The sequence below is a fragment of the Paenibacillus sophorae genome (assembly GCF_018966525.1).
GTDB lineage: Bacteria > Bacillota > Bacilli > Paenibacillales > Paenibacillaceae > Paenibacillus_AQ > Paenibacillus_AQ sophorae.
In genome coordinates, this window is record NZ_CP076607.1 from 481731 (window position 1) to 494292 (window position 12562).

General features: G+C 50.8%; 13 protein-coding genes. All 13 read right to left on the minus strand.

What is annotated here, in order from left to right; all coding sequences use genetic code 11:
• Positions 1-75: 75 nt before the first annotated feature.
• Positions 76-585: an SRPBCC domain-containing protein gene (locus tag KP014_RS02255; protein WP_036595026.1), complete on the minus strand. Its 510-nt coding sequence runs from the start codon at positions 583-585 to the stop codon at positions 76-78.
• A gap of 19 nt (positions 586-604) precedes the next feature.
• On the minus strand, positions 605-961 hold the full coding sequence (locus KP014_RS02260; protein ID WP_036595028.1) for an ArsR/SmtB family transcription factor: 357 nt from the start codon (positions 959-961) through the stop codon (positions 605-607).
• 287 nt (positions 962-1248) lie between these two features.
• Entirely contained in the window at positions 1249-2310 is a 1062-nt protein-coding gene (locus tag KP014_RS02265) for an LLM class flavin-dependent oxidoreductase (RefSeq protein WP_090833868.1), read from the minus strand.
• Positions 2311-2659: 349 nt separating this feature from the next.
• The gene (locus KP014_RS02270) at positions 2660-2854 is read right to left on the minus strand and encodes a hypothetical protein (protein ID WP_139210557.1); all 195 of its coding nucleotides are present in this window, start codon (positions 2852-2854) and stop codon (positions 2660-2662) included.
• An 89-nt stretch (positions 2855-2943) separates the two neighbouring features.
• A complete protein-coding gene (locus KP014_RS02275) occupies positions 2944-3300 on the minus strand; it encodes a nucleotide excision repair endonuclease (protein WP_036603914.1) in 357 nt (118 codons plus the stop codon).
• A 163-nt stretch (positions 3301-3463) separates the two neighbouring features.
• Complete coding sequence (locus KP014_RS02280; protein WP_090833869.1) at positions 3464-4258, minus strand: response regulator transcription factor; 795 nt, start codon at positions 4256-4258, stop codon at positions 3464-3466.
• A complete protein-coding gene (locus KP014_RS02285; RefSeq protein ID WP_036592932.1) occupies positions 4251-5945 on the minus strand; it encodes a sensor histidine kinase in 1695 nt (564 codons plus the stop codon). The genes KP014_RS02280 and KP014_RS02285 overlap by 8 nt, the downstream gene beginning before the upstream one ends.
• 114 nt (positions 5946-6059) lie before the next feature.
• A complete protein-coding gene (locus KP014_RS02290; protein ID WP_036592930.1) occupies positions 6060-7715 on the minus strand; it encodes an ABC transporter permease in 1656 nt (551 codons plus the stop codon).
• Positions 7712-8818, minus strand: coding sequence for an ABC transporter ATP-binding protein (locus KP014_RS02295; RefSeq protein WP_036592929.1), 1107 nt, complete (start codon positions 8816-8818; stop codon positions 7712-7714). The genes KP014_RS02290 and KP014_RS02295 overlap by 4 nt, the downstream gene beginning before the upstream one ends.
• Positions 8819-8840: 22 nt before the next feature.
• Positions 8841-9875: an ABC transporter substrate-binding protein gene (locus KP014_RS02300; protein ID WP_175491796.1), complete on the minus strand. Its 1035-nt coding sequence runs from the start codon at positions 9873-9875 to the stop codon at positions 8841-8843.
• Between the two features lie 317 nt (positions 9876-10192).
• A complete protein-coding gene (locus tag KP014_RS02305; protein ID WP_139210558.1) occupies positions 10193-11419 on the minus strand; it encodes a phosphorylase family protein in 1227 nt (408 codons plus the stop codon).
• Positions 11420-11515: 96 nt separating this feature from the next.
• On the minus strand, positions 11516-12097 hold the full coding sequence (locus KP014_RS02310) for a dihydrofolate reductase family protein (RefSeq protein WP_036592928.1): 582 nt from the start codon (positions 12095-12097) through the stop codon (positions 11516-11518).
• 238 nt (positions 12098-12335) lie between these two features.
• Positions 12336-12560: a hypothetical protein gene (locus tag KP014_RS02315; RefSeq protein ID WP_036592927.1), complete on the minus strand. Its 225-nt coding sequence runs from the start codon at positions 12558-12560 to the stop codon at positions 12336-12338.
• Positions 12561-12562 lie beyond the last annotated feature (2 nt).

Sequence of the window (12562 nt, forward strand, 5' to 3'; positions counted from 1 at the left end):
CTCTTTGGAATAAAATACCGCGGACGCTGAACCCAATTAGTTCTCCTGCACCGGGTAACCCCGCTGATGAAGAGGCTATTTCATAGACTGCAGGTACTCGGCAAGGCGGTCCCATGTTTCGGTGATGCCCTGCTCCATGCCCATATCCATAACCGTCTTTAGCGCTTCCTCGGATTCAAACCGTCCCCGGCTAATGACCTTCGTCTTCCCGTCCTGCTCGATAAATTCCATCGTAATGTCCGAAGCCGGCATTCCTTCCGTAATATTGCCTTCCGCATCGGAGAAATAATCGGTATAGACAATTTTTTCCGGCTCCACGATGTCTTGATATACCGCTTTGCCCCAGGATTCCATGCCGTAGAAATCGCCCTGCTTCTCATCCACGCACTTCATGCAGTAATGCCAAACGCCGCCCGGACGAAAATCGACGGTACAGACCGGCAGGGTCCAGCCGCGGGGTCCCCACCAATGCTTCAAATGCTCAGCTTCCGAAAACGCCTTAAAGACGAGCTCACGCGGCGCATCAAATACACGCTCCAGAACCAGTTCCTGACCTTCTACCCTGGTGATCATTCCATTCGGCATTGAAAACTCCTCCTTAAGATTAGGTTTCCTTTGGTTCACTTTCCCCGGCTTGCGGCTTGTTCCCTTCGGCTTGCATCTTCTGCAGGTAAATGTCCAGATTGTCGAATCGCTCATTCCAGATGTTGCGATAAGCTTCCAGCCAGGAAGCCAGCGCCCGAAACGGCTCGCTGCGGAGCCTGTAGTTCCGGCGATTGGCCACTGCCTCGACTTCAACCAGTCCGGCCTCAAGCAGAACCCGCAGATGCTTTGAGGCTTGGGGCTGGCGCAGCCCCAGATGCTCGGCGATTTCGCCTACAGTCAAGGGACCGCTGCGCAGCAGCTCGACCATGCCTAATCGGTTAGGTTCGGCCAGTGCGCTGAATGTCATAATATTCATTTCTATTGTTCCTCTGGCGAAACGATTCTAAACTGGGATACGGCGCGGCCTATGCTTCCGGTACGGGTCATATCAGGCCACCTCATTTCAATTATTGTATATCGGCTGCTTATACATATAATATACCCAACAGGGAATATTCTAATCAAGGAATATTTAATTTTTTCGGAATCATTCGCAAAAGAGCGCCTTCTGCATAAGGAGACTGCTCATCGATGAGACTCATTCCCCTATACAAAAGGCGCCAATATGCGCTCATCAACCGCTAGTCGCCGGCACTGCTCTATCTACTCCCTCGGCTCGCCCGCCGCTTCCCACCGGGAGATTTCCTCCCGGACCCGCGGCGCGACCTCCGTTCCCAGCAGCTCAATGGCCCGCATAACATCCTCATGGGGCATCGTACCAAGCGGGGTATGAAGGAAAAAGCGGGTGATGCCTACATTTTTTCGCAAATGGATGATCTTGTTCGCCACCGTCTCCGGATCGCCGACATACAGCGCCCCTTCGGGGCTGCGCGCGGCATCGAAGCTGGAACGGTCATAATGCCCCCAGCCCCGCTCCCGCCCAATCACATTCATCGCCGCCTGAGTGGATGGGAAAAATAGGTCCGCCGCAGCCTCGGTATCCTCCGCAATAAATCCATGCGAGTGCGAGGCAACGGGCAGACGCGAGACGTCATGACCCGCCTTGGCCGCCGCTCTCTTATATAGCTCCACAAGCGGCGCGAACTGAACCGGGCGGCCTCCAATGATCGCCAACACCAGCGGCAGTCCGAGCAGCCCGGCGCGGATCACGGATTCCTGATTTCCTCCGCTGCCAATCCACACCGGCAATGGGTTCTGCACCGGACGCGGATACACGCCCAAATCCTGAATAGCCGGGCGGTGTCCGCCTTCCCAAGTGACTTGTTCCGTCTCCCGGATCTTGAGCAGCAGTTCCAGCTTCTCATCGAACAGCTCATCATAGTCATCCAGATCATATCCAAACAGCGGAAAGGATTCGATAAAAGAACCCCGGCCCGCCATGATCTCTGCGCGTCCGCCTGAGATGCCGTCCAGCGTGGCAAAATCCTGAAACACCCGCACCGGATCATCGGACGACAGCACCGTAACGGCGCTGGTCAGCCGGATCCGCTTCGTCTGCGCCGCCGCCGCGGCCAGCACAACCGCAGGGGAGGACGCCGCATAGTCCTTGCGGTGATGCTCGCCCACACCATACACATCCAGCCCCACCTGATCGGCCAGCACAATCTCCTCTACCACCTCGCGCAGCCGCTGCGCGTGACTCATTACTTCTCCGGTATGCACGTCCGGCGATGTCTCGACAAATGTGCTGATGCCTATCTCCATTGGCAGCACCCCCCTTCATATATTAAAACTGAGTATCTTTATTTTGAACGTTTGCGAAAGGGATAGCAAGCGCATGTTCAGCAAGGAGAGCACTACGCTTCTCCAGCCTGCGTCAAACAAAGAATAACACCATGGACAGCAGCATCAAGCTGAAATAGAAGCACGCCATCGGCATCTGCGTACGGATTTTCACAGTACTCGCCAAAGAAGTTGCAGCGGATACAATAACGCCGCTCAACGACCCGAAGATGCGGTAGACGTCAAAAATACGGGGATCGCGCTTATTCAGACCGACGAGCAGTTTATCCGGAATATCTCCAGCGGGTCGATCAACATGGCTGTCGTATTGTCATAAGGCGTCAGATGCTGTCCCTTGCGATTTCACGCCAACAACGTAAATATGGTAGTTCTCATTTCCGCCATCGTCCTTGGCAAAAATCAACTTGTTAACGGTCACCCAGGCAAAGCCCGCAATAGTCCGGTCGGTTTCGTTCGTGATGCGGACGCCCGTCTGCTCGCTGAATGAGGGCCACGGCTTCTCCATCTGAATCCGTAATTTTTTTATAATTCCAAGAGGCAATAAGCCGGTCCCTTCGGACACGCACTTATTGCCTCTTTTGATTCAACGCTTATTTACTTGTAGTACACCTTTTCCACATTATATTTCGCCTTGAATTTATTGATGATGTAAGTTTCGTAAATTTCCCGATCGACAGGGTCTTCTACCACACACACCTCAATTTTGGTTACTTCGTCGCGGTTATTTTTGATCGGGGAGACTTTATCCTCGAAATGCTTTTTTATCCGCGGTCTCAGCTTTCTTGCTTTACCGACAAACAGCAGCTCTTCCTTGTCGTTGTAAAACATGTAAATGCCGCCTTCTTCCCGCGTAATCAAGTGGAAATCCGTAAACCCGTAAATGTTGCTCAGCTCGGGAGCAATCTGCTTTTTAATCGTTACATCCGGAGCCGGGATAGTTATGCTGATCACGATCATTCACTTCCTCTGTCTAATTAGGCCTACATCTTAACACAAATTTTGAGGCCGCACCATTTGCTTTTGGCACCGCCTGACGAGATTGTGGATCTTTAGCCAGTGAGAGCACCCGAATTTCAGCCGGGAGATATAGCCCCCACGAGCCGCTGCCGGGCCTCTATATCTCCGTCTCACGAACCCCGAACTGCTCCTGATACTGGCCGGGCGTGCAGTTGGCGTACTTCTTGAAAATGGCGATAAAATATTTGTAATCCCGGAAGCCCACATCCGAAGCGATTGTGTAGATTTTTCCCTCGCCGCTCTTCAGCTTGTCCATCGCCCGCTGAATCCGGTACCGGTTCAGAAAATCATTGAACGTGTAGGTGGTCTCGCTCTTGAATTTCCGGTTCAGGTAAGCTGCGCTGATTCCAAGCCGGTCCACGAGATCATTGATGCTGATTTTATCCGCATAGTGCTCCTGGACGTATTCGACCATCTTCGATACATAATGGGAGGACCCGGCCGGGAGCTTCATTAATGAAGCGTAAATCTCCTCCTCGCTCTCCGAAGCCGCCTGGATCAGCGCATCATATTTCTTCTTCATCTCGACCTGCTGCTTGGCCCGCTCCAGTGCGCCGAGCAGCTGCTCCTGCTCAAGCGGCTTCACCAAATATTCCGTAACTCCAAGGCGGATCGCCTGCCTGGCAAGCCCGAACTCGTCATAACCCGATAAAATAATATAGCTGCACACTGCTTCCTGCACGCTTTGCTCGATCATCGCAATCCCGTTTATGAGGGGCATGTTCACATCAACGATGACAATATCGGGCTTAAGCGCCCGGATTTGCTCCAGCCCAGCCTCGCCGTTCTCGGCTTCGCCGATGACGATGCACCCGGCCGCCAGCCAGTCAAAGGTATAGCGCAGGCCTTTACGGATTATCTCTTCATCTTCCACCAGCAGCACTTTAAACATCAGCGTCCTCCTTCCTGAAAGGAATGGTGATCGAAGCAGCGGTCCCCTCTCCGGGTACGCTGTCAATGCGGATGCCATAGCGTTCCCCATACATCAGAACGAGGCGGCGATGCAGGTTGTTGAGTCCGATATGCGGCGACTCATTATCAGGGTCCAGCATAATCCCGCGAACCTGCCGCAGCCGCTCTTCGCTCATCCCTCCGCCGTCATCTTTTACCTCGATGGTTAGATCCGAACCGGCCACGTACCCGTTAACGGAAATATGCAGCCGTTCTTTCTGCCGATAGCCGTATTTGATCGAATTCTCAATAACTACCTGCAGCATCAGCCTCGGAACGAGCGCACCCATCGCTTCTTCACTGACGTTCATCGTATAGCCCAGCCTCTCCTTGAACCGCATTTGCTGAAGCTTTAAGTAATCCGCGACATAGTTCAAATCATCCTTAAGGATCACTGTGCTTCCTTCCGTACTGATGCTGTAGCGCAGAAGCCTCGAAAGAATAAGTACAATATCCTGCGCAAGCTTATTATCGACCACAATCGTATAACGCAGCGTTTCCAGCACATTAAAAATAAAATGAGGATGGAACTGCGACTGAAGATGCTTCACCTCGGCAACTCTCCTTAAGTCGGACAGCTCTTCATTTCGGGTAAGGAGTTCATTCAGACGGGCGAGCATCGTATTATACTGATTAGCAAGCGTCTCGAATTCATCGCCGGAGTCAATATGAACATAAGATTGCATGTTCCCGGCCTGAAGCTCTCTGACGGCATAGATCAGCTTGTCGATCGCCCGGGTATGGCGTGAAGAAACCGTCCTTGCAAGGATCTGGATCAGAAACAGCAGCAGTACACTGGCAACGGTAAAGAACACAACGAGCGACAGATAAGTATAGTTCATGAGCTGGATGGCATTCAGCGTATAGATTCGCCACTGCGCCTGCGGAATGGACGTTTCGCTGCCGTAATATTTTCCATTATTGATCACAATATATCCGTTTTCCTTCTCAAGCGTTAACTTATTCAGGAGCCCTCTTACAATGTTGTTGGTGGTGGCAATAATGGTCTGGTGCTGATCCGTCACGATGGCTATTTCATTATTTTGCACAAAAATAAGCTTCTGAAAATCCTCTTCATACAACTGGTAAGTCAGATACCCTATGATCTTGCCGTCTTTCCGGATCTCCTTCGCAAAGGTATACACCGTGTAACGGTCATGGGAAAAGCGGATATGATTGCTTTCGGCCAGCAGAGGCTGCCCGGTTCTGGACATCCGGAGCACGATGGCTTTCAGCGCATTTTCGGAGGACTCGGGACTGAGATTAGCGGAAGAAGCAAGGATCTCGCCATTCTTGTTCAGAATATGCATGATGCTCTTGACCTGCTGACGGTTGTTGAAATTGTAGAACTCTTCGTATACACGGGGACTGCCGCGCCGGGTATCGGCATACTCAATCACCTGGGGTAGCCCTGCCATCCGGTTCACTTCTTCATTGTAAGACCGGTATACCTCTCCAAGCGAAGAACGGATGGTCCTGCCGGCTTCCTTCGTCTGGTGGATCAGCATAAAACGGGCGTTGACGACGGTGAAGATCAGGAAAAGGATAAACAGCAGAAATATAGGCACAAAAGCATGCAGCAAAAACATGCGGCGGATCGAGTCCTTGAAGTTTCGCTTTTGGGCCATCGCCTTCCTCTCCTTCATATACCGATTGATTTCCACTATCGTAGCCGATTGGGTCCCTCCGGGCAAGCTGCAAAAAGCCGGCTCCCGCTATGCGGAAACCGGACTTAAGCAAACCTACATGGTCACATCTTTCTTGCCTGTCAGCTTGAAGAAGAGCAATAGCGACAGGACGGTGATGACAGTAAGCAGCGTGGACAGCGCCGCGGCCACACCGTAATTGCCGCGGACAACCTCCGTATATACGGCTACGGTCATCGTCCTGGTCTTTCCTGTATACAAAATAATAGAGGTGCTCAGCTCCGTAATAATGCTGATCCAGCTTAATATAGCGCCGGCGATTACACCCGAAATCATCATCGGCACCGTAATTCGGAAGAACGTCTTCATGGTGGAAGCACCCAGACTGATTGCGGCTTCTTCAATGCTGTCGTTCACCTGATGCAGCACGGCTGCGCTGGAACGGATCGTGTAAGGCAAGCGCCGGATGACGAATGCCGCGATCAGGATGGCAGCCGTGCCGCTTAAGAGAATCGGCGGCTTGTTGAAGGTTACCAGCAGCGCAATGCCCAGAATTGAACCGGGTACAATGTACGGCATCATCGTGAAGGTATCCAGCAGATTGGCGACAGCGCCCTTTCTTTTCACCGTGGCATAGGCGATCAGAACAGCCGTAAGTGTAATGATTATAATCGTAATAATCGCCAAGAAGAAGGTATTGGTGATCGAATCGCCGACTTTGGTAAAGGCTGCTCGGTAGCTGTCAAGAGAATAGCCGTCCACAAAGATTTTGCCCGATGTCTTGAGAAACGAAGTATACGCCACATAGACTTGCGGCATCATGGCCAGGATGGTGAACAGATAGACGTAAGCGTGGGCGGCAATATTCGCCAGCCCTTTCTTCGGTTTCGGTTCGATCGGATTCAGCGCGCTCATGCTGTAGGACTTGCGGTTCGCGATATACTTTTGCAGCAGAAAGACCGCGGTTGTGAACAGCACGACGACAACGCTGATGGCTGCCGCGAATCCGTCGTCGCCGCCAACCTCACTGATGAATTCATTAAAGATCAGGACAGGGACCGTCCGGAAGCCCTCCCCGATCAGCATGGGCGTACCGAAGTCGGCAAAAGCCCGCATGAACACGAGCAGGCCGCCCGCAAGCAGCGTTGGCGTGATGAGCGGCACGAGCACCTTCCACATTTTCCGGAGACCCGTACAGTTCATGCTCTCTGCCGCTTCCATCAGCGAATGATCGACATTCTTGAGCGCACCCGAGACATACATGAAGATCAGCGGCGACAGCTGCAGGGTCAAGACGAGCAGAATTCCGGTAAACCCGTAAATATCGGGCATCTGCAGCCCAAGTACCCGATCGGCGAATTTCGTAATGACCCCGCTTCTGCCCAGCAGCAGAATCCACGCGTACGCTCCGATAAAAGGCGCCGACATGGAGGAAATCAGGATCAGGATTTGGATTGCGGCGCTGCCTTTAATCTTTATGGTGGACATGATATACGCGAGCGGACCGGCAACAATTACGGACAATACCGTAACGCATATCGTCACCTTGAGGCTGTTCCACACGGCATTCATATAATAGGCTTTGCTGAAAAATTTGTGGAAATAAGCGAGCGAGAATTCGCCCGTAGTCCCGTCAAAGAAGCTTTTAATCAGAATCATGAACAAAGGCAAAGCCAGAAAGATGATATAACCGAGAAAAATAATAGCGGTAATCAACGACCAGATATCTCTTCGCTTCATTGCCTTGTTCATACGCGTGTTCCCCTGGTCAGGTTGACTTCTCCCGATGCGTCATAGACATTAATCGTCCGTGGATTGACCTTAAGCCATACATTCTCCCCCGGCTCCATCCCGCCGCTCCCGGCGGACGGCTGGATAATTTCGACTTCTTGTCCATTCTCGAGCCCCACCTTCAGGTGAGTGTTCAGGCCGAGAAAAATGCTGCTCACAATCTTTCCTCTGAGGCCAGAGCCGTCACCCGACAGAGTGAACTCCTCCGGCCGCACCGACAGCTTAACATCTTGAGCGGAACCGTGAGACTTGTCCGCTTTCAGCCCGGGTATCCGCTCCGAGTAGCTGTCCCCGATACGGAGTACAGTCTCTCCGTCATCACCTGCGGACATCACCGCGTCCATAATATTGGTACGCCCGATAAAGGTCGCTACGAACAGATTGGCTGGACACTGATAGATTTCGCGGGGCGTTCCCACATGCTGAATAACGCCGGATTTCATGACCGCAATCCGGTCCGAGACCGCCATCGCCTCTTCCTGATCATGCGTCACATATACGGTTGTAATGCCAACCTCCCGCTGGATCTCCTTAATCGCATTCCGCATGTCGACCCGAAGCTGGGCATCCAGGTTGGACAGCGGCTCGTCCATCAGCAGAACATCCGGGCGGATGACGATCGCTCTGGCCAGCGCGACACGCTGCTGCTGTCCTCCGGACAGGTTCTTCGGCATCCGGTCCTGATAGGGCTCAATTTGCACGACCTTCAGCATCTCCTGGACTCTCCGGATTCTTTCCGCCTTGTCGATCTTTCGGTTCGTTAGTCCAAACTCTACATTTTGCGAGACATTCAGGTGGGGGAAAATCGCATAATTCTGAAATACCATCCCGATGTTCCGCTTACCCGGAGCAACCTGGTTTATTACCCGATCATTAAATGAAAGCTTGCCCCCTTCAATGCTGTTGAACCCCGCGATCATCCGCAGCAAAGTCGTCTTCCCGCACCCCGAAGGGCCTAAAAGGGTGAAGAACTCACCCTTTTGGATCTCAAGAGACAGCTCCGGAATCACCGTTGTATTCCCGTATTTCTTGACTATATCACGAAATGAAATCGTAACGCTCATATCAACACCCGCTTTGCTGTTATTACTTGGACAGGCTGGTGAACAGCTCCGTGTATTTCTCAATAATCTCTTTCTTATGATCACTTACATAAGTAATGTCTTCTTCAATCACTTTAATCTGGTCCATTGGCGTCATATAGCTTCCAAGCTGTGCATCCGCTCTAAGCGGCCGATTCGTTGTTTCTGTGCCGAGGGCGTCCTGCGCTTCCTTGGAAATCAGGAAGTCGATGAATTTCTTGGCGTTCTCTTCATGCTTCGCGCCTTTGACAATTCCCGCTACCCCGTCCAGGAACACCGTACCTTCCGAAGGGTACACGACGCGAACCGGAGCCCCGTCTCTGACATAGCTTGCGGCCGGATCTTCATACGTCAGCGCCACGATATACTCGCCGTCAGCTACGCTCTTATGCGCTTTACTGGAGCTGCCGGCGATTTTGCCGTCCAGGTTCTTGATCAGTTCACCGACATAATTCCATCCGGCGTCCGAGGTATAGTCATTGCCTTTTGCCTTCAGCATATTGGTCAGCTGGTGGAAGGCCGAACTGGAGTTGGCCGCGTCCGCCATCGCGATTTTGCCTTTCAGTTCCGGGTTGAGCAGGTCTTCATAGCTGTTGATTTGAATATCTCCGGCCAGGTTGGTATTTACAAGCATTACACTGCCATCGGAGACATAAGAGGTCATAATGCCTGTCGTGTTCCGGTGACCTTCGAGCAGGTACTGGTCATTGGGTGACACGTACTTCTCGAACAGGTCGGCATTCGCATTGAACAGATCAAATGCTCCGCCGAACATGACATCGGCATAAGGATTATCTTTCTCCGACTGGATTCGCTTAATCAGCTCACCGCTGCCCGCGGACACAAGCTCCACCGTAATGCCCGTCTGCTTCTCGAACAGCGGAACCAGCGCGTTAATCATGCTTTCGCTGTTCGGCGTATAGACTACAAGCTTATTTGAACCGCTTGCTTCATTTCCTTCCGAACCAGAATTTCCGCAAGCCGCCAATACTCCGGCCAATAACGTCAGAATTACTGACAACCTCAACCACTTCATCATTTTTCTTGCCCCCTCAATTGGAATATACGTTCATTCTACCAGCCCGAAATTTGTTTAAAATCCTAAAATTCGATAATATCATCCAAAATACGCAACCAACTTGTCGCATTATGTAGTATTAACTCACATGAACATCGTCATGATAGCGTTATATTGCAACTATTTTCCTCTAAACGAGAAAAAGCAGGTCATCCCAGTGTAAGGATGGCCTGCTTTTTGTCATTTCTCATGCTTTGTGTTCTGAGTTGCCTACCTGCTAAGCGAGCTAAGGCAACTTTTGCAGAGGTCTCCGCTATAAAGCGCCCCTCTTCATGATTTTATTGTGCTGTGATAGACAGATCCACACCTTCGGTTTTCGTCTCTAATCCGAATGCTTTCGAGACGAGATCCAGGCTCACGTAGGTCTTTCCGTTAACAACCACAGATGGGGACTCGACCTGCTGCTTCATTCCTTGCATATCGAGGAAGAAGCTATCACCCGACTTGAAAGTCGCTGTTTTCATATCATATTTGAATGAAATGGACTTTGTCTTCGAATTGAAGGTTACACTGGACTGCTTGGTTCCGGAGAGCACGCCCGCTAGATTGCGGATCGGAATCAGGGCTTTTCCTTTGTAATCCAGCATGTAAATATCTTGTTTAACGCCGTTCACATAGAGATTGAAGCCATTCACCTTGGTAATCGTGGAGAAATTAACCTGCTTGTCGATCGCTTTAATGACCTCAACCACAAATTCGCCTGTCCAGATGCCGGCGTTTCTGCCGCTTGTAGGATTCCAATGCTCATCATGTCTGCCTGCGTCGGACATCCCTCTGATGCCTACGAAAGGAACGTGGAAGCCATTCGCTACTTGAGCTACGGAAGCCGTCTCCATATCCTCTGCCATCATGCCAAGTACTTCATTGGTCCACAGAATCCGATCCACTTCGTTATTGAATTGGTCGGCGCTGCCGATCGTCCCGGCATAAACGTGCCCATGCATGTACTTGTTCTGTACCGACATTGCGGCTTCGACCAGTTCCGGCGTGCTTTTGAACGTTTTGTATTTCATCAGGTTGTCGTCGTCATCCCGCACATCGGTCGTCATCATATTCCACGTTTCCGGTTTGCTGCCTTCTCCCGCTTTTCTTGTCGGGGAGATTGTGTTGATATAATTGATCAGTTCCTTACCGACGACAATGTCGTACAGATGCGTTTTCTCATCATGGCCTCCGGCTGTGCCCTGATTAATGATCGCGCGCGGATGGAAGGTATTAATAAGCAGCGTTGTCGATGTGGCCGCATTGACCATCCCCATCTCCGTCCGGCTTACAATGACCGGGATTCCGTCAATTTTGCCTATGTAGTAGCTGTACATGCCGACTTTTTGCGTTTTGTATTGGCCCATTGCTTTGAGCAGCGATTCGATTTCGACGTCAAGCGCTCCCTGTACCGCGATTGGGGCCTTTTCTACATTTTTCGCGCTTACCGCCGACGGCTGATAGGTGAAGCTGCTGATTGCTACCATACAAAATACGATTAACATTGCTGTGGCTCTTCTCACCTTTGCATTCCTCCAATAATACTTTGATATTAATATTTTAAATATTAATATAATCAATAGCGGCTAAAGATGTAAAGGAGGAATTTTCACTGCCTATCAATTCTTCATTTGCCGGCTCCCGCTTACTCCATAGTGAAGCAGAACGACTCCTGACTTGAAACTCCTGGTCTCCAGCAGCTCCAGCTTCATTGTATTGACATCTTTAAACAGCGGTCTGCCCGCTCCAATGACAACCGGGGTGAGCACTAGCAGGTACTCATCGATCAATCCTTCATTTGCAAGCTGCTGAACAATCGTTCCGCTGCCAAATACAGTAATATCAGCACCTTCGCCTTCTTTTAACCTTCTTGCTTCCTCTGCAAGATTGCCGCTGAGCAGCCTGGAATTCTCCCAGTTCACTTCCTGTAAGGTTATGGAAAATACCACTTTGGTCATCTGGTTTAATTCATTGGCCATCATCCGTGCTCCTTCGGGAGCATTCGGATTGCCTGCTACATGCGGCCAGTAGCTTTCGAACATCTGGTAGGTCGCCCTGCCAAACAATACCGTATCTGGACTCATCATTTCATGTGCGGCTTTGTCGACCTCGGGATCATGGATAAACCAGTCGATTTCTCCGCCCGGACCTGCATAATAACCATCGATAGAGACATTGTTGAACACAACTATTTTTCTCATCTGGAAACCTCTTTCATAGAAAAATCAAAATGCTGGCCGGAAACGTCCAGCCCGTAGAGGATATATATCAATCTTTAGCAGAATCCATCTCTTTGTTCAAGAAGCATTAAGAAAAACAATCGTACTTATCACTCGCACAGCAACCTAAAGAACCTTCAGGCCCCTCATTTAAACAAGGGATTGAAGGTTCTTCTTGTCATTGCCGCATCAGCCGGGATTCAATTAGGTGCCCATATAGTCAATCCGTTTTCAATAATGAACCGAGCGGCTGCAGAATCGTTTCCAAGCCTTTACTTGGATTGGGCAGATGGACATTAAACGAAACCAAAATGCTTAACGTTATGCCTGTTAGGAGAAGCAGGGAATAAACGATCAGATCTTTTCTCTGTTTCTTTTTAATCAAGAGGGGAACATCCCAGCCGGCCAGCAGGATAAACAGGAGTATAATCGCCATGATCTTCATCC

Coding starts and splice junctions, on each gene's coding strand:
- KP014_RS02270 (WP_139210557.1), bottom strand. CDS start 2,854: ATGGAGAAGCCGTGGCCCTCATTCAGCGAGCAGACGGGCGTCCGCATC.
- KP014_RS02255 (WP_036595026.1), bottom strand. CDS start 585: ATGCCGAATGGAATGATCACCAGGGTAGAAGGTCAGGAACTGGTTCTG.
- KP014_RS02310 (WP_036592928.1), bottom strand. CDS start 12,097: ATGAGAAAAATAGTTGTGTTCAACAATGTCTCTATCGATGGTTATTAT.
- KP014_RS02295 (WP_036592929.1), bottom strand. CDS start 8,818: ATGAGCGTTACGATTTCATTTCGTGATATAGTCAAGAAATACGGGAAT.
- KP014_RS02300 (WP_175491796.1), bottom strand. CDS start 9,875: ATGATGAAGTGGTTGAGGTTGTCAGTAATTCTGACGTTATTGGCCGGA.
- KP014_RS02285 (WP_036592932.1), bottom strand. CDS start 5,945: ATGGCCCAAAAGCGAAACTTCAAGGACTCGATCCGCCGCATGTTTTTG.
- KP014_RS02260 (WP_036595028.1), bottom strand. CDS start 961: ATGAATATTATGACATTCAGCGCACTGGCCGAACCTAACCGATTAGGC.
- KP014_RS02280 (WP_090833869.1), bottom strand. CDS start 4,258: ATGTTTAAAGTGCTGCTGGTGGAAGATGAAGAGATAATCCGTAAAGGC.
- KP014_RS02315 (WP_036592927.1), bottom strand. CDS start 12,560: ATGAAGATCATGGCGATTATACTCCTGTTTATCCTGCTGGCCGGCTGG.
- KP014_RS02290 (WP_036592930.1), bottom strand. CDS start 7,715: ATGAACAAGGCAATGAAGCGAAGAGATATCTGGTCGTTGATTACCGCT.
- KP014_RS02265 (WP_090833868.1), bottom strand. CDS start 2,310: ATGGAGATAGGCATCAGCACATTTGTCGAGACATCGCCGGACGTGCAT.